24 protein-coding genes and 1 pseudogene are annotated in these 25,145 nt (G+C 48.0%); 6 read left to right on the forward strand and 19 right to left on the reverse strand.

Annotated elements, in window-relative coordinates:
* Positions 1-125: 125 nt before the first annotated feature.
* From LG52_RS13985 to LG52_RS14035, 11 genes are all read right to left on the reverse strand, one after another.
* The gene (locus LG52_RS13985; protein WP_015375695.1) at positions 126-1,259 is read right to left on the reverse strand and encodes an IS4-like element IS5377 family transposase; all 1,134 of its coding nucleotides are present in this window, start codon (positions 1,257-1,259) and stop codon (positions 126-128) included.
* 128 nt (positions 1,260-1,387) lie between these two features.
* Positions 1,388-1,636: a hypothetical protein gene (locus tag LG52_RS13990; protein ID WP_044732399.1), complete on the reverse strand. Its 249-nt coding sequence runs from the start codon at positions 1,634-1,636 to the stop codon at positions 1,388-1,390.
* A 244-nt stretch (positions 1,637-1,880) separates the two neighbouring features.
* Entirely contained in the window at positions 1,881-2,420 is a 540-nt protein-coding gene (locus tag LG52_RS20340) for an IS630 family transposase (RefSeq protein WP_044732400.1), read from the reverse strand.
* Positions 2,417-2,947: an IS630 family transposase gene (locus LG52_RS20345; protein WP_044731501.1), complete on the reverse strand. Its 531-nt coding sequence runs from the start codon at positions 2,945-2,947 to the stop codon at positions 2,417-2,419. The genes LG52_RS20340 and LG52_RS20345 overlap by 4 nt, the downstream gene beginning before the upstream one ends.
* Positions 2,948-3,069: 122 nt before the next feature.
* The gene (locus tag LG52_RS14005) at positions 3,070-6,411 is read right to left on the reverse strand and encodes a DEAD/DEAH box helicase family protein (RefSeq protein WP_044732401.1); all 3,342 of its coding nucleotides are present in this window, start codon (positions 6,409-6,411) and stop codon (positions 3,070-3,072) included.
* A 47-nt stretch (positions 6,412-6,458) separates the two neighbouring features.
* Positions 6,459-7,625, reverse strand: coding sequence for a restriction endonuclease subunit S (locus LG52_RS14010; protein WP_044732402.1), 1,167 nt, complete (start codon positions 7,623-7,625; stop codon positions 6,459-6,461).
* Between the two features lie 9 nt (positions 7,626-7,634).
* Positions 7,635-9,092 (reverse strand): type I restriction-modification system subunit M, encoded by a 1,458-nt coding sequence (locus tag LG52_RS14015; RefSeq protein ID WP_044732403.1) that lies wholly within the window; start codon positions 9,090-9,092, stop codon positions 7,635-7,637.
* A gap of 155 nt (positions 9,093-9,247) precedes the next feature.
* The gene (rlmD, locus tag LG52_RS14020) at positions 9,248-10,621 is read right to left on the reverse strand and encodes a 23S rRNA (uracil(1939)-C(5))-methyltransferase RlmD (protein ID WP_044732404.1); all 1,374 of its coding nucleotides are present in this window, start codon (positions 10,619-10,621) and stop codon (positions 9,248-9,250) included.
* Positions 10,622-10,699: 78 nt separating this feature from the next.
* On the reverse strand, positions 10,700-11,620 hold the full coding sequence (locus tag LG52_RS14025) for a diacylglycerol kinase (RefSeq protein WP_044733276.1): 921 nt from the start codon (positions 11,618-11,620) through the stop codon (positions 10,700-10,702).
* A gap of 178 nt (positions 11,621-11,798) precedes the next feature.
* Positions 11,799-13,319, reverse strand: coding sequence for a flotillin family protein (locus LG52_RS14030; protein ID WP_044732405.1), 1,521 nt, complete (start codon positions 13,317-13,319; stop codon positions 11,799-11,801).
* Positions 13,320-13,341: 22 nt separating this feature from the next.
* A complete protein-coding gene (locus tag LG52_RS14035) occupies positions 13,342-13,881 on the reverse strand; it encodes a hypothetical protein (RefSeq protein ID WP_197074552.1) in 540 nt (179 codons plus the stop codon).
* 211 nt (positions 13,882-14,092) lie between these two features.
* On the opposite strand from LG52_RS14035, the gene LG52_RS14040 reads away from it, so the two are divergent.
* Positions 14,093-14,959 carry an Rpn family recombination-promoting nuclease/putative transposase gene (locus LG52_RS14040; RefSeq protein ID WP_044732406.1) on the forward strand — a complete coding sequence of 289 codons (867 nt, stop codon included), beginning with the start codon at positions 14,093-14,095 and terminating at the stop codon, positions 14,957-14,959.
* 109 nt (positions 14,960-15,068) lie between these two features.
* Here LG52_RS14040 and LG52_RS14045 read toward each other — a convergent pair whose 3' ends face one another.
* The 4 genes from LG52_RS14045 to LG52_RS14060 form a co-directional block, all read right to left on the reverse strand.
* Entirely contained in the window at positions 15,069-15,419 is a 351-nt protein-coding gene (locus tag LG52_RS14045; RefSeq protein WP_044732407.1) for a DUF962 domain-containing protein, read from the reverse strand.
* On the reverse strand, positions 15,400-15,762 hold the full coding sequence (locus tag LG52_RS14050) for a hypothetical protein (protein ID WP_231584471.1): 363 nt from the start codon (positions 15,760-15,762) through the stop codon (positions 15,400-15,402). The genes LG52_RS14045 and LG52_RS14050 overlap by 20 nt, the downstream gene beginning before the upstream one ends.
* A 257-nt stretch (positions 15,763-16,019) precedes the next feature.
* Entirely contained in the window at positions 16,020-17,066 is a 1,047-nt protein-coding gene (locus LG52_RS14055) for a hypothetical protein (protein ID WP_044732408.1), read from the reverse strand.
* Positions 17,067-17,115: 49 nt separating this feature from the next.
* Positions 17,116-17,925, reverse strand: a complete 810-nt coding sequence (locus LG52_RS14060; protein ID WP_044732409.1) for a hydrolase — start codon at positions 17,923-17,925, stop codon at positions 17,116-17,118.
* A gap of 418 nt (positions 17,926-18,343) precedes the next feature.
* Between LG52_RS14060 and LG52_RS14065 the strand changes: the two are divergent.
* Positions 18,344-18,859, forward strand: a pseudogene (locus LG52_RS14065) (IS66 family transposase zinc-finger binding domain-containing protein); the annotation flags it as partial.
* 368 nt (positions 18,860-19,227) lie between these two features.
* Here the strand turns inward: LG52_RS14065 and LG52_RS21050 are convergent.
* The 3 genes from LG52_RS21050 to LG52_RS19895 form a co-directional block, all read right to left on the reverse strand.
* Positions 19,228-19,317 (reverse strand): zinc ribbon domain-containing protein, encoded by a 90-nt coding sequence (locus LG52_RS21050; protein WP_075261644.1) that lies wholly within the window; start codon positions 19,315-19,317, stop codon positions 19,228-19,230.
* Positions 19,318-19,493: 176 nt separating this feature from the next.
* A complete protein-coding gene (locus LG52_RS14070) occupies positions 19,494-20,699 on the reverse strand; it encodes a S1C family serine protease (protein WP_044732410.1) in 1,206 nt (401 codons plus the stop codon).
* A gap of 160 nt (positions 20,700-20,859) precedes the next feature.
* Positions 20,860-21,036 carry a hypothetical protein gene (locus tag LG52_RS19895; RefSeq protein ID WP_156133399.1) on the reverse strand — a complete coding sequence of 59 codons (177 nt, stop codon included), beginning with the start codon at positions 21,034-21,036 and terminating at the stop codon, positions 20,860-20,862.
* Positions 21,037-21,204: 168 nt separating this feature from the next.
* Between LG52_RS19895 and LG52_RS14075 the strand changes: the two genes are divergently transcribed.
* Entirely contained in the window at positions 21,205-21,867 is a 663-nt protein-coding gene (locus tag LG52_RS14075; protein WP_044732411.1) for a response regulator transcription factor, read from the forward strand.
* Positions 21,857-23,230: a sensor histidine kinase gene (locus LG52_RS14080; protein ID WP_044732412.1), complete on the forward strand. Its 1,374-nt coding sequence runs from the start codon at positions 21,857-21,859 to the stop codon at positions 23,228-23,230. The genes LG52_RS14075 and LG52_RS14080 overlap by 11 nt, the downstream gene beginning before the upstream one ends.
* Before the next feature lie 166 nt (positions 23,231-23,396).
* On the opposite strand, the gene LG52_RS14085 is transcribed toward LG52_RS14080, so the two are convergent.
* Complete coding sequence (locus LG52_RS14085; protein ID WP_082055742.1) at positions 23,397-23,804, reverse strand: hypothetical protein; 408 nt, start codon at positions 23,802-23,804, stop codon at positions 23,397-23,399.
* Positions 23,805-23,994: 190 nt separating this feature from the next.
* Between LG52_RS14085 and LG52_RS14090 the strand changes: the two genes are divergently transcribed.
* Complete coding sequence (locus tag LG52_RS14090; protein WP_044732414.1) at positions 23,995-24,516, forward strand: hypothetical protein; 522 nt, start codon at positions 23,995-23,997, stop codon at positions 24,514-24,516.
* On the forward strand, positions 24,476-25,129 hold the full coding sequence (locus tag LG52_RS14095) for a PspA/IM30 family protein (protein ID WP_044732415.1): 654 nt from the start codon (positions 24,476-24,478) through the stop codon (positions 25,127-25,129). Before LG52_RS14090 ends, LG52_RS14095 begins: the two co-directional genes overlap by 41 nt.
* The last annotated feature ends 16 nt before the right edge of the window (positions 25,130-25,145 follow it).

The raw sequence follows: 25,145 nt of genomic DNA on the forward strand, positions 1-25,145 counted from the left end.
TTTCCGATCTCCATGTCCCTTCTTTATCACCTGACAAGCTGACAAGGTGACAAGAAGAGCGAACAATGCCATGTAAAACAAAATTGCAACTTATATAGCAAAATGCTTTACACCACGAGTGTTGATTATCCAAAATTATACATACGCCTTCCATAAATTTGGGCATACTCAAACAAAGCAGCGGCCATCCCGGATTTCCAATCGAGAGGAAGCTGCCCAGAGAAAAAACGGCGAACGAACGAAATGAAGGAAAGAGAGACGTTCGTCTGTTTTTTGGTTTGATCATACAGCCATCGCAGCAACACATACGCGATGAACGCCGCAAACAGTTGGTTGTATACCGCATTTTCCGTCGTGCCAAACAAGGTCGGGACATTCAGATATTGCTTCACCCAACGGAAAAAGACCTCAACAGTCCAACGTTGTTGGTACATGTCGGCAATGGTTTCCGCAGACGCATGGAAGAGGTTCGTCACGACCCGAATGTCGCGGCCATTCGCATCTCGAAAGATCACCACCCGGTGACGCTTGGTGGAGCGGCATTGTTTCGTCCCCAACTGGCACGTGAAGTCGGCTTGAACCGATGAGGATGTGCTGGAAAGGCGTTTCAAGCTTTTTTTCTGATGAAGTTCGATGTTGTCCTTCATCCGAATGACAAAGAGCTGATGCTGCTCCACAAATCGATCGAGGCGTTCGATTTTGAAATACGCCCGGTCTTCCACCAGCACTTGTTGAGCGTTCGTCAACTGTTCTCCCACCGGGCCATCATGACGCAGTCCGATGGTTTCCACCACGTCTGCCGGCAACGAGGATTCCGGCGAATACGCGACGTGCAGCTTCACTCCGGCGCGTTCGCCGTGATACGGCGCCCATGGCAGGCGGTTTTTCCCGACCGTGACGGTCGTCGAATCCACCACCCGAAGCGGTTTGGGAAACCGAAGCGAACGGCGGGTTTGGCGGTTGCACTTGGAAATGATCAACGCCAACAAGCGTTTCATGATGTCATAGGGAACTTCTTTCGCTTTCTTGGATACAGTTGAATAATGGAATCGCGGCAATCCATACAGAGGCCCCACATCGGCTCCGTGGCGAAAGCTTTTCCATTGATGCATGGCGGCCAGCAGGAAGAAGTGAATCAACTCGCGCAACGTAAAGGTTCGAGACGAATCACGATACCCAACCGCTTCGGCAATCAGTTGAATCTCTTCATCCGAAACAAGTTTTTGCATCAAATTCGGGAGTGTGGTATGCTTGTTCATAGAGAGCACCTCCTGGGTTTGTTTGTGTCGCTACTCACATTCTACAGGAAAGGTGCTCTTTTTTCTATACCCTTTGGATTTTATTGGATAATCAACACGCCTGGCTTTACACAAAATTTTATACATCGTCACAATTTCTTGGTATCCTCTGTTTTCAAACTTTCCTTTGTTTTAAAATCCATTAAAGTCATTTGTTTGTTTTTGTAAATAAACTCTAGATATTTTAATGCAAATTCCCTCCAACTTGGCATTCCTAGATGAACAGACATTCCTGCTCCAACAAAAATAATAAGCTTACCGTTTTTCAATGCTTTTAAAATGGGATGAGAGCTTGCAAGGGTTTCAAAAACATAATTCTTTATTTTTTTCTCGATCAAATTCCAAGTTCATAAGCAATCACCTAATTATAAATTAATAGCATAGATTGGATATTAATTCCATTTAAAGTTTTTTTATTGACAAGCACGAGTTCGATACTTTATTTATTCGAAATAAGGCACCTTTGAGATGCTTCACCCTCAAAGATGCCTTAACACCGAAGAAAAACAGAATATATTGAAGCATTAGCAACAACCCCAACGGCTAACTATATAAATGCACCTTGAAAAGTTAACTTTTCGATTACGCGGAACACCCCAAGCGCCGCAACACTTCCTCCGGGCGTTCCTGAATGTAATGAGCAAATCGTTGAACCGCTTGCACGATCTCGTGGCGGTCTTTGTGAAAGGCGTTGGCGATCATCGTATCCTTCAGCCATTTCCACAAACGCTCGATCGGGTTGAGCTGCGGCGAGCAGGGCGGCAGATACAGGAAATGAAAACATTGTCCTTCTTCTCGCAAAAAGTCCTTCCCCATTCGAGCGTGATGAATCCGGGCATTGTCCAAGACGAGCGCAATGATCCGGTTGGGATGCCGCTCTTTGAGCAGGCGCAAGAAATCCAAGAACGTCGCAGCGTTGGCGGCTTCTGTTTGGTGAAGCACGATGTCCCCATCGTGGACGTTCACCGCGCCAAATACCGAAACATGGGCATGATGGCCGAATGTCGGCACACGTTTTTGACGGCCGACCTCGGACCAAGTGGATCGCAAGACATGATAAGAGCGGATATGCGTTTCATCGATGTACAGAAGAACGGCATCTTCTGTCTCCTTGGTGATCAAGTTTTTTTTATCAAATCCATTTGCTTTTCAAATTGCTTTTGCTCATCCGGATTCCCTTTCGCCAGCGTGTACGTAGGGCGAGTCCATGACAGACCTTGACGGTGCAGGAGTTTTCGCAGCGCTTCACGGGAAAGGCAAACACCAAAGTGCTTTTCGACATAGGATTGCAGGAGTTTGGTGTTCCAGGCCGAAGCGACGTCCCAGCCCAGTTCCGCGGGAGTGGTGGTCAACACAAGCTGTTTGATCTCTTCCTGCTGTTCTTCGGTGAGAAACGGCTCCCGTCCAGGGGCGAAATCCCGATGAAGCAAGAGCTCCAGACCGCCTTCGTTGAACAGCGACACATAATGGGAAACGGTTTGTCGGCACACGTTGACCATGGAGGCCGCCTCTTTGCCCAAATAACCTTCCATGACCAAACGAACCGCCATCACCCGTTGGCGAAGAAGCGCGTTTTTGATTTTCCGTTCCTGTTTGCGAAGCGTCCGTGGCGTCCATCCGTGATCATGGGTGATGTTGAGACGTTTCATGAATGATCCCGCTCCTTTTCCATAGGTTTCCTTAGGAACAGGATAACCGGAGTGTGCATCGGTTATACGAAGGTTAACTTTTTAATGAGCATGTATATAGATTACCACAAGGAACGCTTTTGCTACGCCCCCACAATATCTTCTGAATTTCTGTTAATCTCATCGATAATACTAATAATCTTCCGCGCGTCATCCATGTTGTCTTGAAAGAGTTCAACAATGCTGCCGACGGTTTTAAACGGTTCTTCCTGCAGCACCCGCTTGTCCATGACTCCATTTTTCACAAAGTAATCGACGATCAATTTGACAAAATGGCTTTGTTGGATGTTCAACCGCTCGCTTGATAAAAATTCGGAAAACGCTTCGTTGGCTGCCTGCGGGTCAAGGCCGACGATTTGGCGGACGAGTTTTGTAATCGGCGTGTCTCCGAATTCCCTTTTATAATCTTCCTGTGTGCCAAGCTCATTCCAAAGAATATGCTCCAACGTTTTTACGTCTTGGACTGTTAGCTTTTTATTATTTCGCAGCTTGTAAATGGCCATCTGGTCGCGGTGTTCGTGCAGATAATGTTCCACCTTTTTCCGATAATTTTTCAGATCATTGACATTAAACATCGGACCGTTTTCTTTGACTTCTAAAACTTGGTCTTTAAAGTTCGTATAGTAAATTTTTTGCGTTTCTTTTTCAAGGAATTTGACTAAGTCACGCAACGCTTCGCGAACGGCTTCCAATTCGAAAATATCGGCTTCGCTCCAAAACTCTTCCGTCTGTACTTTTTCAATAATGTATTTTTGTTCCATCACTTGAGGAATCGAACCGAGTTTCGACAATGCCTCTGCAGTGCGAATCACACTCCGAATCGGCTTTGTGGCATTTTTCGTTTGCAGTTTTGCCAGCTCAATCGTGTACATAAGCAAATCAAAACGTTTCGCCAATTCATCATCGTTTAGCGGAACAATCAGCGGCGAAATATGTTCTTTGATTTCATTGACATCCATCGCTGTTAAGGAGTCCCATTTAGTCCGGCTTTTAAACTTGTGTACGTATTGAATATGTTGGCGTACGCGGAAGTTCTCTTCGTTTAACTTATTGATTTCCGCTAGCACTTCGTCAATCAATTCATTGCGATGGGCAATATACTCTTCTTCTTGATATTGTAAATGCTGCAGTTCTTTAATGATTTCAATTTTGGCGTTAAACAAACGCTCCGTTAAGCTTTCCACCGCTTTTCCTTCGATTCCCTTTGGATTTTCGCGGAAAAACTCGAAGTTGCCGCAATAGTCAAAAATAAGGAAATGCGTTTTATCTTGACCGGCTCCGAATAAGTCTTTGCACAAACGGGTTCCGCGCCCGATCATTTGCCAAAACTTTGATTTGGAGCGTACTTTCTTGAAGAACACAAGGTTGACGACTTCCGGAATATCCACTCCTGTATCGAGCATATCGACCGATACCGCAATCTGCGGCCATTTGTTACGGTCGGAAAAATCATCGATTAATGTTTGGTAGTAGTTCACGCTGTAATCAATGACCCGTGCAAAGCCACCTTTGTACTCAGGGAACAATTGATCAAAGCGCTCCACAATCCGTTCCGCATGGCGATGGTTTTTCGCAAAAATAATCGTTTTGCCGAGTTTGTCTCCGCCTTCTACGCGAATTCCTTTTTCCATTAAATCTCTCAGCACCGTATCAATCGTATCGTCATTAAACAGCCATTCGTTTAACGCCGCACTGTCAATATCCTCGCCTACTTCATCATCAAATGTTTCTTCATATCGTTCTTTTTCTTCATCTGATAAGTCATCGTAACGAATACCCTCTTCGAGAAACTTTAGCGTTGTTTCAATCGTTCGATAATCGACTAAATAGCCGTCTTTCACCGCTTCATCTAATTCATACGCATACGTTGGCACACCGTTTTCTAAATCAAACACTTCATACGTATTGCGGTCAATTTCGTCCTTTGGTGTGGCGGTGAGCCCAAGCAATATCGCGTCAAAATAGTCAAAAATAGCCCGATATTTCTTATAAATACTGCGGTGGGATTCATCGACGATAATTAAATCAAAATGTCCGACCGTAAATAAACGTTTGCCGTCTTTTCGTTTCGCTTCGTCAATCGCGTTCATCATTGTCGGGTACGTCGAAAACACCATGCGGCTTTCCTCTGGATTGTCTTTGTTATCGAGCAAATTGCAAAGCGTCAAGTTCGGCAACAAATGGCTAAAGCTATTTTTCGCTTGCGTTACCAGTGTTTTGCGGTCCGCTAAAAACAAAATATTTTTTACCCAATTGTGACGAGTGAGAACATCGACAATCGAAATCGCTGTCCGGGTTTTGCCGCTCCCCGTCGCCATGACAAGCAATGCTTTGCGCCGTTTTTTCTCGAGCGCGTCACATACGGCTAAAACCGCTTCTTTTTGGTAATAGCGATTCGTTATGTTGTCATTGATTTGCACATTTTTTAGCGGCTTCTTCATCGTCCGACGATCAATAAGCAAGCTTAATTCTTCCTTATTGTAAAAGCCGGAAACTCTCCGCGCCGGATAGTTAAGGTCATCCCAAATATACGTTTCAAACCCGTTTGTGTAAAAAATGATTGGACGTTGACCGTGCATGTTTTCAATGCAGTCGGCGTATAACTTTGCTTGTTGTTTTCCTTTGTTAGGGTCAACGGTCGTACGTTTTGCTTCAATGACCGCAAGCGGCTTGCCGTTATTGCCAAACAAGACGTAATCGACGTAGCCAACCCCTTCTTGATTCGGCATGCCAACGACAGGATATTCAACGACAACGTCCTTTTTAAATTCCCAACCCGCTAACTTTAAGTCTAAATCGATATATTTCTTTCTCGTTTCATATTCATTTAACTCATCGACATGGAAATCGTACTCTTTCGTATTTTCTTCCCTTTTAGCGGTGAGAAGCGCGCGAAGCTTTTCGTTTTCTTTCATCATTTCTTCAAGGCGCTTGTCTTTCGAACTTAACCGTTCGTATAAATCTTTCAATTCTTCCGGACGCTCGCGCTTTTCCTCGCCGATTGGCAGCAACGATTCATCAAAGTCCGTAGCGGTGTATTCGTCAGAATAACAATAATCAATCCAAGACACAAACTGATGAAGATTGTGGAGAGAAAGAATCGCTTCTTCCCTTGTAATCATCGCATTTGTATGAACCGCGACATTTCCCAGTTTGACAATGTAACGCAACAACGGCAACAACTCTTCATCAATAATGGACAAAAAGACGTTGTCATGAATCAAGCTGGAAAGATTATCTTGATACGGAACTTTCAACGCGCTGTCAAAGCTGTACACCCACTTAACGGCAAGCTCCAGCGCACGGCGCGTCAAAATCGCGCACGTCGCCGGACTCACAACCAAACTTTTCTCCGCCTCTACACACGCATTTGCAAAACTCTCATAATGAGGTTTGCCTACTAAAAAGTGAAAGTTGGATAACACCTAATCCCCTCCCCTGACAAACACGATATCCATTTCGTTAACGTGCATTAATCGTTAAATAACTCCCCCCTAAACGCGCGGTGCATGAGGGATTTAAAATTATTTCCTAGTTCTTCTAAACTTTTTTTCATTATCTCCTTTTGAGATTGTATTTTGTGTACTATTTCGGCAAATTGATTTTGAAGCTCGATAGGCGGCAAAACTACTTTATATTTACTAAAAAATTGCTTTGGTACACGTTTCTGACCAGCACTACCAGTCATATTCGCTTCAGCTTGTTTTCGGAAAGATTGTAAACTCGTTAAATAATATAACCATGTACTATTGACGTTTTCTTTTGGTCTTAAAACATGAAATTCTGTTGAGCCAAATCCTATATTATTTATTAAATTGCGGGCTATGGCTCCTTTTCCATTTTCCATACAAGGAGTTATCTTCGCAAAAAGAACATCGCCTTCTCTAAAATAAGTAAAGCCGTCAAAAATCTCTTTTATTAATCTAGTTTCAGAAAGATCAAGCTCCCCATTTTCTGATACATTTGCCATCGGCAAGAATGTAACTGGAAGTTCTTTATCAATATTTTCGATTTCCTTTTTTGAAGGATTCACATCACACAATTCACTTAAAGGTACCTTTTCCCCTTTTAAGTTTCCAAACATCTCCAAAAACACACTTTGCGTTAACTGGTCTAACGCTTCAATTTGAGCTTTTCGTTTGTCAATGAGTTCTTGGGCTTTGTCTAGTGCAAAAACAATGCGCTTCTGTAAGTCTATACTAGGGATTGGAATTACAACTTCTTTTAAAAATTTAAAATGACGATTATATCCTGTGTCTGGTATATTCACTGTGCGAAGATAATAATAAATGTATTTCGTAAGAACTTCTTCCTCCGAGAATACATTTTTTAGTAGTTTTACACCATCTGCGCCTATAAATATAGGAAAATCAATATACTTTAATATTCTTGTATGATCACCAAATATGATTAATGGAGATTTATCATAGATACCGTCTCCATCATTGGTAAAACCAGCAATATAGTCTTTCCCCTGATCAATAATTGGATAACTTCCTTGTGCAAGGTATTCCTCTTTTTTTATTTTTTTTGCATTCTTAGTTTCATCTCTTAAAACATCGCTAAATTTTAATAACTTCCAATTAGGATTTTTTTGCAAACTTCTTAAAGATTTCTTGTCCTGATATCTACTAAACATAGCATCACTCTATCCCTTTATTAAGTTTTTTAATTCCTCTAATCCATTTATAATTTCTTTTTCCAAGGCTTCCACTTTTTCAAGTATCACACTTGGCGCTTCATACTGTACTTCTTCGTATACTATTTCTTTATATCTATTAATCGAAAGGTCATAATCATTTTCCCGAATTTCTTCCACCGGCACAAAGAACGACTGCTCCGTACGCTTTCGTTCCTTTTCCGCTTCACGGTTATGGAATCGTTCAATGATGTCCGGAATGTCGTTGTCTTCAATCGGGGTGCGCTTGTCGTCCAACGAGTAGCCATCGGCTTTCATGTCGTAAAACCAGACGTGATCGGTTCCGCCGACGCCTGTTTTTGTGAAAATCATAATCGCCGTCGACACGCCCGCGTACGGTTTAAAGACGCCGCTTGGCATGGAAATAACCGCTTCTAACTTATGATTTTCCACAATTTCTTTGCGGATGCCTTTATGCGCTTTCGAGCTGCCGAACAATACCCCATCTGGCACGATGCACGCGCAACGTCCGCCCGTTTTTAAAATGCGTAAGAATAATGCCAAAAATAAAAGTTCGGTTTTCTTTGTCTTTACAACTTTTAACAAATCATTTGAAACTGCATCATAATCTAACGAACCTTTAAAAGGCGGATTGGCAAGGACAAGGGTGTATTTGTCCTTATCTTTGTTTTGTTCCGATAACGAGTCGCGATATTCGATATTCGGATTTTCAATGCCATGGAGCATCATGTTCATCGCGCCAATCCGCAACATCGTGCGGTCCATGTCAAAACCGTAGAACATATGGTTATTAAAATGTTCTTTTAAACTTTGCACTAAAAATAAGTCACTGCGATGTTTGCGCAAATATTCGCCCGCCGCGACTAAAAAACCTGCGGAACCGGCGGCCGGATCGACAATAATATCTTCCGGTGTTGGTTTGACTAACTCTACCATCATCTTGATAATATGACGCGGTGTGCGGAATTGCCCGTTCGTGCCTGCTGTCGCGATTTTGGATAGCAAATATTCATATAAATCCCCTTGTAAATCACGGTCTTTCAGCGGGAGCTTATCAATGCCGTCCACAATTTTGGAAAGCATTTGCGGCGTAGGAATCATAAAAATTGCATCGCTCATATACTTGGCATATGCGGAATTTTTATTGCCATGCAAGCTTTTAATAAAAGGGAATACTTCCTTAGATACGATTTCATACATTTGTGAAGCTTCTAGATTTTTAAACTTGCTCCAACGCAAGTGTTGTTTATCTTCAGGAAAGATTCGTTCAAACTCAATTCCTAATAAAGCAGCCTCTTGTTCTCTTTGAGTTTCTGCTTCATCGAGTCCTTTAATAAATAAAAGGTATGTAAATTGTTCAATGACCGTCAGCGGGTTCGTAATTCCGCCCGTCCAAAACGTTTCCCATATTTTATCGACTTTGTTCTTTAATTCTCCTGTAATCATGCAGTTACCTCCTTATTATTCCCAATATTTAATTATACAATGTTCTGCCACTGTGAAAAACTCCATTATGAACTTCCCCTACTTCATGGAAAGATAGTTGATATAAAAATCCGAGAATCTTTTGTAGATCCTCGGACTCATACTACATATATCTTTTATTTTTTTACGAGCAACGCACAGCACTCCACATGCGCCGTGTGCGGAAACATATCGACAGGCTGGACTTCGATCGTTTCGTAGCCCCCGTCTTCTAGGATGCGCAAGTCGCGGGCGAGTGTCGCCGGATTGCACGAGACGTAGACGACGCGCGGCGGCTTCATGGCGATGATCGTCTCTAAAAGCGAGGCGTCGCACCCTTTGCGCGGCGGGTCGACGACGAGACAGTCGGCGCGGATGCCTTCCTGATACCAGCGCGGGATGACGTCTTCGGCGGCGCCGACTTCAAATGTAACGTTCGTGATGCTGTTGAGTTCGGCGTTGCGTCTCGCATCTTCGATCGCTTCCGGAACGATTTCGACGCCGTAGACGTGTTTCGCTTTTTTCGCTAAAAAAAGCGAGATCGTGCCGATGCCGCAGTAGGCATCGATGACCGTCTCCCCGCCAGTCAGCTCGGCGTACTCAAGCGCTTTGTCGTACAACACTTTCGTCTGCTCAGGGTTGACTTGGTAAAATGAGCGGGCCGAGATGGCGAATTGAATGTCGCCGATGCGATCGGTGATGTACTCGCTTCCCCATAACACACGCGTTTTGGCGCCGAAAATGACGTTCGTCCGTTCGGGATTGATGTTTTGCACGATCGACTTCACATCCGGGATTTCGCGGACGATGTCACGGACGACGTCTTGTTCGTGCGGCAAATGTTCCGTGCGGGTGACGAGGACGACCATCACCTCTCCCGTCGCCGCACCGCAGCGGGCGACAATATGGCGGAGAACGCCCTTATGCGTCGTCTCGTCATACGGCGGAATGCCATAGCGCTCGGCGAGGCGCTTCACCGTCTGGACGACGATGTCGTTTTTCTCCTGCTGGATGAGGCAAGCGTCCATATCGATGATGTCATGGCTCCGCTCTTTGTAAAAACCAGCGACTAGGCCCCCTTCGCGCCCGCCGACAGGCACTTGCGCTTTGTTTCGGTAGCGCCATGGGTTCTTCATCCCGATGACGGGGTGGACGATGACGCCTTCAAGCTTGCCGATGCGGGCGAGCACTTCTTTCACTTGCTTTTCTTTCGCCTTCAGTTGGCCCCCGTAGCTTAAGTGCTGCAGCTGGCAGCCGCCGCATTGGCGATAGACGGGGCACGGGGGCTCGACGCGGTCCGGGCTTGGTGCGTACAGCTCGATGAGGCGTCCGTACCCGTATCCTTTTTTCACTTTGATCACTTTCACGTTCGCCCGCTCGCCGGGAAGCACGTTTTTCACGAACAATGGAAAGCCGTCGACTTTCGCCACCCCGAGCCCGTCATGGGTCAAATCGGTAAATGTTACGTCATAGTAGTCGTTTTTAGCCACCGGTGCTTGCTGCTTCGTCATGTTCGTCTCCTTTCTGCCGAATGGGTTTGTATGGTTAGCGTTCCCTTATTGGCTTAGAGGCATAAGAAAAGAACAGGATCATTTCCCTGTTCTCACTTGTTCCGCCTTGTCTTTCGGCATGATGACTTCCAGATGGCGGTACAAATTGACAAATTCCCCTGGAAGCATGCCGCCAAATTCGCCGTCTAAGTTCAGCTGCATCGGCGAGCGCACTTTCACCCGGTTCGCTTTCGTATAAATAATGTGCGGATCGTTGATATGCTCGCCGCGCGCAGCCAGCGTGACCAGACGGATAAACTCGGCCAAGTTCGTTTTCTTGACAATGATAAAATCAAACAGGCCGTCATTCAATGATGAGTCAGGCGCCAGTTTTTCAAAGCCGCCGACTGAGTTCGTGAGGGAGACCAAAAACATCATGATTTCGCCTTCGAAGATTTTGCCATCGTACTCGATTTGCGCTTCGGTCGCCTTAATGGACGGAAGCATTTCGATTCCTTTTAAGTAATAGGCGAGCTGGCCAAGCATCGTTTTCAGCTTGCTCGGCACTTCGTAGGTGAGCTCCGTCAGGCGGCCGCCGCCGGCGATGTTGATGAAATAGCGCGTTTTGTCTTCGTTCGTCACAGAGCCGATGTCAATCGGGACGGGCTCGCCCGTGGCAATCACCTCGCACGCCCCTTCGATCGAGCGCGGCACGCCGATCGCGCGGGCGAAATCGTTCGTCGTCCCGACGGGGATCACGCCTAATTTCGGCCGATGCGGCTGATCGGCAATGCCGTTGACGACTTCGTTGATCGTTCCGTCGCCGCCCGCGGCAACGACAAGGTCAAACCCCCGCTCCGCCGCCCGCCGAGCTGCATTGGTCGCATCCCCTGGCCCTTCAGTCGCATGGCATGACGTTTCATAGCCCGCTTTTTCCAACCAGACGAGCACATCGGGCAAATGGCGCTTAAACAGCTCGCGCCCCGATGTCGGATTATAAATGATTCGAGCTCGTTTCATCGTCATCAACCTACTTCCCCTTTTTCCATTCCACTCGTTCCCATCATAGCGAAACAATGCTTTATGCGCAACTAGGAAGAGCGCCTCGAGCGCATGCTTGTTATTCAGCAAGGATGTGCAACTTGCGCACCGCGAAGAAAAGCGCCCTTGGTTCGATCAAGAGCGCCGTACACCATGTTCATGACTGGCTCGCATTCTCGTTCTCGGAAACGGCTGGCTTGGTCGTGACGGCCGATGATGCGCTGCTTGCCGTGAGATTCTCAAGCAGCTGCTTCACATCGATGCCCGTCGATGCTTTTAACGTCTCCTGCAAGCTCGCCATTAAGTTCGTCGCATAGCCCGTGACGCGGTTGGCGCCGCCCCCCGCTCCTGAGCCGGTGTCGACGATCGTCAGCTTCTCGATGTTCGCCAGCGGGCTCGCCACCTGCTTCGCGTATTCTGGAAGCATCTTGATGATCATGTCGAGCACAGCTGCTTGGCCGTAGCGCTCGAACGCTTCGGCGATCTTTTGTTTCGCTTCCGCTTCGGCGAGACCTTTCAGGCGGATGATTTCCGCTTCCGCTTCCCCTTTGGCTTTCTCTGCTTCGGCTTTCGCCAACCCATCGAGGCGGATGCGCTCCGCTTCCGCTTTCGCCAGCGTTTCGACGCGGTATTTTTGCGCATCGGCTTCGGCAATTTGCTTCGCCTTTTCCGCCGCCGCTTTTTGTTCGATCGCATAGCGTTCGGCGTCGGCTTTTTTCTTCACCTCGGAGTCGTATTGCCGCTCGCGGCGCAAAATTTCTTTTTCTTCAAGCTCGATTTGTTTTTGCCGCTCGATAATTTTAATTTGCATTTGCTGGGCCATGACTTCCTGCTTCGCCTTCGCTTCTTCCAGATGGTACGCCTGATCGGCGCGCGCTTTGGCGATATCTTGTTCACGGCGGAACTCAGCGAGCTTCAGTTGGTTGATTTTCTCCGCCTCCGCGATTTCCGTCAGCCGCTCCAGTTCCGCTTTGCGCGCTTCTTTATCCGCTTCGGCGCGCTTAATGCGCGTCTCTTTTTCCGCCTCGGCGGTTGCGATATCGGCGTCGCGCTTCACTTGGGCGATGCGAGGCTTCCCGAGCGCATCGAGGTAGCCGTTTTTGTCGCGCACGTCTTTGATCGTGAATGAGACGATGACCAACCCCATTTTCGCCAAGTCTTGCGAAGCGACGCGCTGCACTTCCTGGGAGAATTTATCGCGGTTTTTGTAAATTTCTTCAACCGTCATCGACCCGAGAATGGAGCGGAGATGGCCTTCAAGCACTTCCCGCGCTTCGTTTTCCATATCCTGACGCGTTTTGCCTAAAAACTGCTCGGCCGCAGTCGCGATTTCGCCGATCGAGCTGCCGACTTTAATGATCGCCACCCCGTCGGCCATGACAGGAACCCCTTGTTCCGTATACACTTCCGGCGTTTGCACATCGAGCTTGATCGACAATAAACTAAGCGGCTCGGCCTGTTGGAAAATCGGCACGACAAACGTCCCGCCGCCGCGGACGATTTTGATTTTGTTTCCAGATTCATCGACATGAACGTTTTTGCTTCCTAAGTAGCTCCCGGTGACAATGAGCGCCTCGTCCGGCCCGACGGTGCGGTAGCGGGCGATAAAAATAGCGATGAGTCCGACAAGAAGCAAGACGACGACGCCGATCACCACAAGCCATGGCGCAATAGCCATAATGTGTTTCCCCTTTCATTGTTCAGATGGAAAGATGATATGGATCGTGCTTCGCTACGACCGCGACGCCGTTTTCCATTTGCACGACGATCACGTCTTCTCCCGATGGAATGGGTTCATGGTTTACACTTTTCGCGGGTTTGGCCACCGCGCCGCTTTTGCGGGAAATGAGAATTTCACCAAACCCATCAGGCGGCACCGAGACGATCACTTTGGCAAGCAACCCTTCCAAATCGGCGTCCGTATACCCAAGCGACGCCTCGGCTGAGCGGAGCGGCAAAAAGACGAAAAAGTGCAAAAGCAGCACGATCGCAAGGGCCACCCCAACGCTTAGACCGAAGATCAAGCCCGATGACCAATCCGTATACCATTCAGCCAACAATCCGACGGCGCTGCCGACAATGAAAAACGATAGAATCAGCTGCGGACTGAACAACGGGTGGTCCACTACGTCAAATACGCCCTCTAGCACATCACTAAGGAAAAAATACACAACCGTCAACAACGCACTAACAACAAGCACCGTCCCGTACACGACTTCAGGTGAATGGCCGAACAACATCCCCCTCCCTCCTTTCCCCTCACCTATTCATACGGGCTAGGTGGCCTTCGGTTTCATCATTTTTCCATCATCATCAAAATTCGACAATCTTCCCCCGATTTCCTTTCTTTGAACAAAAACCTCTATGAAAAATGCTTTGGACAGGCAGGATTTTGCGTTGTGTAGGGCGAATAAAGCGATGGGAATCTAAAAATACATAGGGAGGGAGACCATGTCAGAAACGCGCATTGACCATGATCGCCTGTTTAAAGAGTTGTTAAGTACATTTTTTGAAGAATTCGTTCTCCTCTTCTTTCCGCGTGTATACGAGCATGTTGACTTTCACCATCTTTCCTTTTTATCAGAAGAAGTGTTGACCGATGTTACTGCAGGGGAAAAACATCGAGTCGATCTATTGGTCGAGACAAAGCTAAAAGGGGAAGATGGGCTGATCATTGTCCACATCGAACACCAAAGTTACATCCAACCCACTTTTTCAGAGCGAATGTTCATTTATTTCAGCCGCTTATTTCAAAAACACCGCCGCCGTATTCTCCCGATCGCCATCTTCAGCTATGACGCCACTCGCGGTGAACCTTCCTCTTTCACTGTGGAGTTTCCGTTTTTGACCGTTCTCGATTTCCGTTTTTTGACCATAGAATTGCGCAAACTCCCGTGGCGCGAGTACATCCGTCAGGACAACCCGGTCGCCGCCGCTTTGTTAAGCAAAATGGGGTATAATGAAGACGAAAGGATCGAAGTGAAAAAAGAGTTTTTGCGCATGCTCATTCGTCTCGAGCTGGATGAGGCGAAACAGCGGCTGTTGTTCGGCTTTTTCGAAACGTATTTGCGGTTATCGGAGGAAGAAGAAATCCGATTGCGAAATGAGGTGAATACAATGGAGGAGAAGGAGGCCGCCAAAGTCATGGAACTCATCGTTTCATACGAACAAAGAGGCATGGTGAAAGGAATGGAGAAAGGAATGGAAAAAGCAAAGATGGATGTTGCAAAACGAATGTTGGCAAAAGGATATGATGCCGACACGATTCATGAACTGACCGGACTACCGCTTGAAAAGATTGAACAAATGAAGAAGTAATGCGAAGACAAGGGGCTTTCTCCCTGGTATTCCATTCCAGATTATCGTCGCCCGATCTCTCCAAAACTTCCAGAAATCCCCAGGGAGAAAGGCCTGTTTATCGCTGTTCTCATCCATTTTGACTGACATCCCGATCCTCGGAAAGCCCCACCCGTTCAAGCTCCCGCCCAAGCCGGCCCGTAAGCATGAGCCCGTACATGCGGAAATCGGCCCGAAGCGACCAAAGCGGATGGCCGAAGGTGGCGGGTTTGTTTCCTTCGATGAAAAAATGGCTGAACCACGCGAGCGCATAGGCGGCCACTGGTGCGCCGAGCAGCCACCATGCGTTCCTCGTCACGATCGCGATGATGACAAACAAAAACACGAAGCTCGTTCCGACAAAATGCCATCTCCGCGTCGCCCGTTTGCGGTGTTGCGTCAAGTAAAACGGCCAAAATTCTTCATAATCGCGGAACTCCATCTCCCCCTCCCCCTTTCACTTTCGCCGATGCGGCCCGCCGCCCGCGAATGCCTCGAACGAGCAGCACCCAGTACCCGATCATGTACAGAAACAGCACGAGCGACAGCCACGCCCACCATTGCCCTGTGGCGAGGGATTGCTGCCAATAGGCGAACGGATCGACGCCGACCCTAGCGATCGTATGGAAGTTATTGAGAAAAAACAACAGCACTGCGAGCATAGCAACGAGCGAATACCAACGGCGAACCGTTCCTTTCACCAGCATCACCACACCGACAATCAATGTGGCAATGCACATAATGTAGTATAACATGGACATCCATAGCGGCGCACTCGGACCCATTTCAAATCCCCTTCCATCCGTAATGATGGTCATATTCGATGAAAGCAAAAAGAGTTCCTTCCTGTTGGAACGATGTTCCCTTCCTCCGTGAGGGAGCGGTTGCTCAAATTCAACATACATTTGGCTCGTCCCCGCAAAGCTTCCCTTCATAATTAATAGTGTTTTCAAGTTGCTGGGATGGGTGGGTGAAAACAGAAGGACGTAACGCTTAGGACGGCATCTCCTCGATTTTTTGGACCATGCCCCCTCAGTTGTCATTAATTCGCTTTTGTTATGTTTAACACTTGAGCATCAATGCCTAATTCCAGTTCATTAATTTTTTTAAACTCTTGATTATATATATAAACTTTTTTGTGTTGATCAATCACGACTAAATGTTGATTCCAATTTGTGATATTAGTGGGGTTATCCGCCAATTTGACTTTTTCCGCTTCTTGACTTCCTTCTATCTTTAAAACTTCAATAAAGGATTTCCGATCATGAGGCTCATACAAGATAAGGATTTTATTATTCAAGATAGCCATCTCTTTCGTCCCTTGTTTTAATTTCAACTCTTTAGAAATTACACCATTCTTTATATAATAGAGTTTATTTTTATTAGACGGGGCTCCAGCTGCCTCGTCATTTGCCAATCCAATCATCATATCTTTGTAAAACAATATTTGATTTGGCACATGAGGTTGATCCATTTTTAAAACTTTATACAACTTCCAAGTATCGAAATCAAAACGATAAATGTTTGACTGATTATTTTCGCAAAGTGAAGGAAAATAAGCGCTACTTCCAACCTTAATCATTGATTGCACGATTCCGTTGACGGTAAATTCTTTGACGAACTTATTGCTCCTTAAATCATACAGCCCTAGCTTCGTAACGGGGAGTCCTTCGCGATTTGTCAAAGAAAGAGAAGAGTCCATCAATAAATATCCATTGGACGACACAACATTCATAGGACCAAAATCTTTCACCTTTTGGTATTTGGCTTGGCCGTTAGAGAATTCTGTTATCCCTGCAAAATGATGCTCCGGCGAATAAGTAGGAGCTAGCAATTTTTTCGTATGTTTATCGTAAACAGAAGTGTGCATAAACCTTTCATTGTAAATTTCACGCTTCGTCAAATTTCCGTTATTCTCGTCAATTACAACGATTCTATTGGGGGTATTTATCAATAGATCTGGATTATTAACATCAAAAGAAACCTTAACATTGGAGCTCTCGTTTGATTTGAACCACACATATCCTCCTGCCAAAATCGCTATCAACAAAAAAACAAAAAATAGTAATGATATGTAAGTTCTTCTCATAAACAATGCCTCCCTAATGAAATTTTAGGACACAGCCACCAGCTGTGTCCTATTTGCCTTTATTTTCCCCTTCGCTCCTCATAAATAAATGCGCCTGTTCATCGTCGGCTATATTATCCGGCGTTACCCAGTAGCCACCATTACTATCAATATCAATACTCGCCTTTATTTTATAACCAACATAAGGAAGTTTCGTACAATACCATTCATCATAATTTGTTTTAGAACTGCTCCAGTCATATGCTTCACCCATCTGTTGACGTAAATAAGATATGACCTTCTCTCTTTGGTCTGAAGATGCAGCAGGAACCCAATAACCCACCACTTCTTTATAATTTGTTTCCCAAAAACGTTTAGATTCTCTATATACACCTTTATTTGGCATCGCACTTATGAAATTCCCATAATAATCATCATAAGTAGCGCCATGTCGGTAATAGCCATATGGGACGCTCGAGGAAGATCCAGAACTCGGACCATTACCTAAGATAATGTCTCCATCTCCCCAAACATCCCAATTAATATTATGGTTATAAGATGCTGTTGCAACACTAGCTTGTATTGATGTCATTTCACTTGGGGGATAGAGAACCTTTCCTTCTTTCTTTAGCCTTTCAGCATTCATTTCTTCTGTGGAATGTAATTTGATTCTATTCGAAATTTTCAATTCTTCGCTTTTAAGTTGCTTTTCGGCTTGCCTTTTTAGCTGCTCCTTATTAATAGACATTTCTTTTTCAACAGCAGCCTTGTTATTCGTTTCATCTGGTAAAGTCCCTGAAATTGAGTCTGAAGAAGCGTAAGCACTTGTTGTAATAGCCAGTAAAAACCCCAATGATAAGAATTTTGCTTTTTTTAACATTACAACATCCCCTTTGGATTAATAACCCGTATTGCTCGTTAAGCACTAGCGCTCAACTATCCCAAGTGTTGCAAACAAGATACCAGCAAGCACTGCCCCATTCCATGCAATTGAAGTAAGTAGCACCACAAAAGATTAACGAACTCTTTTCAATTCTTCTAACATTATGTTCCGTTCAAGCTACAATCGAAGAAGGTAGGTAACTGCTCAGCCATTACATAGAAAAAGTTTACGAGATCGGGTTTATTTCTGCTCCCCTTGTCTATACTATATAAGTTGAAATTTTGTTTTACATCCAGCTTACTACCTTCCACGTTATATCATATCAGCTCGTATTGAGATAAAAGCGGAAGCGAAAAATCGGAAATTCTTTATTGCAACTTATATAGCACCATCCAAGACAAGGGAGGTGAACACGATGGCAAACGTTGTTTTTGATTTCCAACAAGCGGTCTTTACACTCGAAAGCATGGTGGCCAAAATCGAACACCAAGCACAAACGATTGAAACACTCATCCGAGAAAACGAGCAGCTGCGTCAAGAAAACCAACAACGAAAAACACGTATCGCAGAATTAGAAGCCCGTACGAAAAAAAACAGCACCAATAGCCATTTGCCGCCGTCTTCTGACCGGTTTGCGGCGAAATCTCCTTCTCGCCAACCGTCGCAGAAACAGCCGGGAGGGCAGCCGAGGCACCGAGGAACGACGCTCCGTCAAGTCCCCAATGCTGACCACCAAGTCCTTCACCGCGTGACCCAATGCAAAGGGTGTGGTCACTCTTTAGAACATGTCGCTCCACTTCAGGCAGACATTCGCCAAGTGTTCGATCTCCCTGTGGTTCGAATGGAAGTGACTCAACACGAACGGGAAGTGAAGGGTTGTCCGGAATGCCATCTTGTCCAGCAGGCGGAGTTCGCTTTCTATGCAACCAATCTGAGAGGTGGCATGATTGAACCTCATTTTCTGTTAAATCACCAGCCTTCTAGAGTCAGCATACGCCAACGGAACGCCCGATGTGCAAATGAGACCCAAAGCTGTCATCGAAGAGAGCAAGAAAGATTTTTTTCATAAAATACAATCTCCTCCTTTAATTTAATATATTTACAATTAAAATTTTATTACAAATTAAAAAAAAAAAAAGAGGTCTTTATTACCAACTAAAAAATAGTCATATATTCACAAAAGTCAGGAATCTTGAACACTCTCCTACCTACGCTTGGAGATGGGAGATTCTTGAGAACCCCCGACCCACGGCAGGCTACCCGCCAAGCCATCCCGTTGCGTCCCACGGTTTGGCGGCCTTACAAAGACAGCAAACGAAGCCCTTCATTCAGGATATTCCGAGCGGCGTTATGATCCCGATCATGGCTCGTCCCGCATCGCGGACACACTCATTCGCGGATAGCGTCGATCTGACGGCGCTCACAACAGGAGCACAATTGGCTCGACGGAGAGGTGCTGCCGACACGGATCAACTTTCGTTTTATCCTCCAACATCGTGAACAAGCGCTCCACACAAAAAATCGCCTCTTTCCCACCGATTCGATGGAAAAGAGGCGCTGTCTTCTTACGACTGGCTGCTTTCTCTCGCCTTAAGCGTGACGGACACGGTCATCTCGAATCCGTCGCGGTAGACGGTCATCTTAATGCGGTCGCCAATCGATACCTTCGTGTACAAATATTTGCGCAAGGTGCTGACGCTGTCGATTTTTTGGCCGTTGATGGCCGTAATGACGTCTTTTGATTTCAATCCGGCTTCGGCTGCCGGTGAGAATGGCTCGACCGCCGTGACAGCCGCACCGCTTGTCACGGTGGATGGCAGTTTCAGTTCATCCGTGCGGACGTCATCGGACAAATCCGCGACATCGACCAGTTGGACGCCGAGGTATGGGCGTTTGATTTTCCCGTCTTTCATAAGCTGTTCGACAATCGGTTTGACATTTTCGCTCGGGATGGCAAATCCGAGCCCTTCGACGCCCGTTTCCGCGATTTTCATGCTGTTGATGCCGATCACTTGGCCGGCGCTGTTAATGAGGGCGCCGCCGCTGTTGCCCGGATTGATCGCCGCGTCGGTTTGGATGACGTCAAGTTCCCAGTCCCCCGCTGATGTCGATACAGACATCGTCCGCTTGCCGCTGACGATCCCCTCGGTCACCGTCCGCGACAAATCGAGCCCAAGCGGGTTGCCGATCGCCGCCACTGGCTCGCCGATTTTCACCTTCGACGAGTCGCCGAAGCTCGCCACTTTTGTTACGCCATCGGCCGGGATTTTCAAGACAGCAAGATCCGTGAGCGCATCGGCTCCAACGATGTCGGCGTTCACTTTTTTGCCGTTCGGGAGCGCCACTTCCACTTTGTTCGCATCTTCAATGACATGGTTGTTCGTCACAATGTAGGCGGTGTTGCCATCTTTTTTGAAAATCACGCCTGATCCGGTTCCCGCTTCGGTATCTTGCGCTTGTTCGGAGAAAAAGTCGACTTGCTTCTGAATGTTGACGACCCCGACGACGGCATCGGCCACTTTGTTGATGGCGTCAATCATATTCGTTTTGACGTTCGCCGCCGGCTGCAATGGCAGCGCTTCGTTTTTCGCCGCCGTTTCCGCCGCTTCTGTTGACGTATTTGTTCCTTCCTGCATCCATTTCGGCGCCACATACCACGTCGCCGCGCTGCCGATCACCGCCCCCGCGATGGAAGCGGCAAGCCACGATACGAAGCGGCCGCGGCATTTCGGCTGCGGCGTTGGGGTTGGTTCAAATGGCATCATATTCATTGGGCATCTCCTCCTTTGTCATTGAATGATCCTCTATGCGACAGCTTCGAGCGAATAGCCGCAAAACAGCGAAAAGGCGAGTGAAACACCACTATACCGCCGACATCGATCGGCCTTGCATACAGGGAAGACCAGCCTTGGCGGCGTTGCTTTATCGTGGTCAGCCAATGATTCCGCTGCATATCCCATTCCCTCTTTCCGACATCATGTCCGTTTGCATCATCTCCGGCGCGGCGGGCGTCCATTTTTGTTTTCGCTTGCGACCGCTTGGACGAGCAAAGAGATCGAACTGATCAATCCGATTCAGAGGATGCAAATTCTTCATTTTTCTCATCATCACTGATTGCCTCCCTTTCCTCTTTACCCATCATCATAACCAAGGAAAGTGAAAAAATGGTGAAAACCAGCACACGTCCACGCAATGAAACATGCCGCTTTTTCACCGTTTTTTTACGAATGATTTGGTATGATAAGAAGTAAGGAATATGGAACGGGAGGAGAGACGATGAAGATTTTGCTTGCGGAGGACGACTTTCACCTAGGGGAGCTGATCGTTCATTTATTAAAAAAGAAAGGAATCGACCATATCGACTGGGTGCAGGAAGGAGAAGACGCGTACGATTACGCCTTGGCGGAGTTTTACGATGTCGTCGTGCTCGATTGGATGCTGCCGAACGGCGATGGGGTCGACATTTGCCGCCGCTTGCGGCAAAACGGCTATACGGGGGCGATTTTAATGTTGACAGCGAAAGACGCCGTGAAAGATCGCGTCACGGGGCTTGAAGCCGGGGCGGACGATTACTTGGTCAAACCGTTTGAAATCGATGAGCTCGCAGCCCGTTTAAAAGCGCTCGCCCGCCGCACGTTCGTCCCGCTTCAGGAGGAAACGGTGACCTTCCATGGCTTCACCCTCAACCGGACAAGCCATACACTCCATCGCGGCGATGAGGAAATTTTCCTCACCCCACGCGAGTTTCAGCTTCTCGATCTGCTCGTGCAAAACCAAGGGCAAGTCGTGCCGCGCGAGACGATTTTGGACCGCGTCTGGGGCTGGGATGCGGATGTGTCGATGAAAACCATTGACGCCACCATCAAGCTGTTGCGCAAAAAGTTGAAAGACGATATCATTCAAACCGTTCGAGGAGTGGGATATAAAATTGATAAATAACTGGAACGAATGGCGCCGCTGGCTGCGCCGCTTGGAAAGCGCCGATTTGTTCCGCCGCGCCCATTGGAGGCTGACGGCGCTCTATAGCGGCATTTTCACGTTGTTTCTCGCTTTGTTTATCGCCATCGCCGCCGCGCTGTTTTATTGGATCGCCACATCGGACCAAGAGCGGCGCATCACCCGCCTCGCCGAGCAGGAGGCGGACACGATCGAGCAAGTGTTGTTGAAACAAAGCAATTTCGACTTGTTTGATAATGAAAGCGTCATTCTCTTAAGCGAAGACCAGCTCTTTTTTTACGTCATCGGCCCGAATGGCGACTTGCTGGCGGGGGATGAAGTTCACCCGCGCCTGCGGCCGTATTTTTTGGACGCGTTGTCCCATTTCAAATCAAACGAGCGCTCCCCAATGTACATGAACGTGTCGCTGCCTGAACATATGCCCGGCCTCGCCCGCGAAGCCGCCCGCAACTGGCGGGTGCTCGCTGCCGCCTATCCCCTCATCATCCACGGAGATTTTGCCGGCATGTTGTATATCGGCATGGACGTCACGTCGTTTTTCGGGGTGCTCCATTGGCTATTCATCGTCCTGATTGGCCTTGCCGTCCTGTTTCTTGCCGTGGCGGTGGCGCTCAGCTACTTTATGTCCAAGCGGGCGCTTGTGCCGATTGAAGAAGCGTACGAGCGGCAGCGCCAGTTCGTCGCCGACGCCTCGCACGAGTTGCGCACGCCCTTAAGCGTCGTCTTTTCGTCCGTTGAGGCGCTCACGTTGGAAGAGGACGTCATGAAAAACGAATTTGTCCGCCGCCTGCTTGACCGCCTGCGCGAAGAATTGAAACGGATCACGAAACTGATGAACGACTTGTTGACGCTCGCCCGCGCCGATGCGAAACATGCCGCGTTGGAGCTGACGAAACAGACGTTTGATTTTCGCCCGCACGCCGAGCGCACGTTTCAGCTCGTGTCGGAGCTGGCGGCGAAAAAACAGATCACGATGCATTTTCATGCCCCAGAGCAGGCGATCGTCACCGCCGATCCGGATAAACTGACGCAGCTTTTGTACATTTTGCTCGACAACGCCATCAAATACACCCCGGAGGGCGGAGAGGTGACATTATCGATTCGCACCGAGCCGAAACAGTTTCTTCTCTCGGTGAAAGACACCGGCATCGGCATCCCGCCTGAAGACATCGGCCGCATTTTCGACCGTTTTTACCGCGTCGACAAAGCCCGCTCGCGCCAACAAGGCGGCCACGGCCTCGGGCTGTCCATCGCCAAATGGATCGTGGAGGCCCATGGCGGCACGATCCACGTCAAAAGCCAACTCGGCCGAGGGACGGAGTTTTTGGTCCGCCTGCCCGCCTAGCCATGCCGCGTATCGCCATGGACAGGTCATGCGGCCTGGTTCGTAGCGTTCGCACTCCATTTTCCATAAAAACAAGAAGAAGGTGTCCCAAAAGGATCGGGGCACCTTTTCCTATGCCGGAATTCCGCTCCAATATGCCGCTTTCGTCAGGAGAAACCAACCGGTTTCAAAGACGCCTTTGTTTGCTCACTGTTTCTTTTCTCGTGAAAAGAGCTTTGCCTTGCCTTCGGCCGTTCCATAGACGGAAAGCACCAGTGATCAAAAGATAAATCAATGCATTCAGGACAGCGTTGACATATGGCATCGCCAAATCCCAGACATCGCGGATCTCGATGGGAAACAGGCGGATGATGACGACAGAAGCTGCGACGATCAGGAACGAACCGACGAGAAGGCCGCCGAAGCGCCCATGCGGATTCCAGCGCATTCTCGCCCATCCAACGATCAGCGAACCGATGGCGAACCCGAGAAATGAGCCATAGGCGTAATAGCCGACGTAAAACGTTGGAAACAAAAAGGAAACCAAAAAGACAACCAAAGCACCGCACACATCGAACCCATACGATCGAACCACCGACGCCCCCTCCTCACCATTTTCGTTATGACATCCCCCACCCATCCTTGACAGATGATCTTTCTGGTCCTTTCATTCATGATATTCACAGTACGCTGAAAAAAGATTTCGCTTTTCACCTAATTTTCTCCTTCCCCCTCTACAATACAAACTGTAAGCCAGTCCACTACCGAAAAAAGGAGGTGACAATGTGAAGAAAACACGGACCTTTCTTCTCATTGCGCTCGTTGCGCTTGCCGGATTCAGTGTATTTCATGTCCTCGCGCCGCATGAAGTGATGGCGCACGGGCGTCCAGACGTTCCGTTTGACGGCATGCGCGGCGGCTTTGGCCATCACCGTCCGGAGTTTGGCATGGGGCCGCGCGGAGGCTGGATGATGATGGACATGCTGATGTGGCTCATCCCCCTTTTGCTTGTGGGCGCCGGAGCGGTGTGGCTCGCGGCAAAACGCTCGAAGCGCTGGATTGGTTGGGCGCTTGTCGCCTTAGGAGTTGCCGCCATCTTGCCAAAATGGGTGTTGATTTTGCTGGCGCTGGCCGCGGTGTATGCTTTAGGGCGCCGTCAAGCGCGAAAATCGGCAGCCGCCGAGCCATGGGTTCCAGCACCGTCGTCCATTTCCGCCGATTGGCTTGATGAATGGGAAAAAACGATCCAAAAGGAGGCACAAACAAATGGGCATTTTTCGCCGGATCAAAACGATCATTCTCGCTGAAGTAAACGAACAAATCGACCGCTGGGAAGACCCGGTCGCCATGACGAAACAATACTTGCGCCAGCTCGAGGAGCAGCTCGAACAAGGCCGCCGAGCGCTCGCCCAACAATGGGTCGCCGAGCGGCGTTATGAGACGCTCATCGCCCAAGCCGAGGCGACTGTTGAAAAGCGGAGCCGCCAAGCGAAACTGGCGCTGGAGCGCAATGAAGAATCGGTTGCGAAACTCGCCTTATGCGACAAGCTGCTGTATGAGAAAAAGCTGGAGGCGTACAAACAACAATACGAAGCCATCAAAGCAAAAACGGCGGAAGTCGCCAACCGTCTAAACCAACTGCGTGAGCGGTACGATGAGCTCGCGGCCAAACAGCTGGAGCTCGCTGCCCGCGTCAACGCGGCTCAAGCGTTGAAACAAATCGACACGGCGCTCGCCTCGTTTTCCGCCGATGAAGCGCTGCGTGGCTTTGCCCGCATGGAAGAACGCGTCATCGCCTTAGAAGCCGAAGCGGCCGCCGCTCGGTTCGGAACGAACGCTGTGTTGTCCCCTGTGCCATTGGACGAAGAGGTCGAACGTGAATTCGCGAAGTGGAAAGAAGCCCAAGCGAAAAACGCCTAATCTCCCCCTCCCCCCT

Origin of the sequence: Geobacillus kaustophilus, from assembly GCF_000948285.1 — a bacterium.
Classification (GTDB): Bacteria; Bacillota; Bacilli; order Bacillales; family Anoxybacillaceae; genus Geobacillus; species Geobacillus thermoleovorans_A.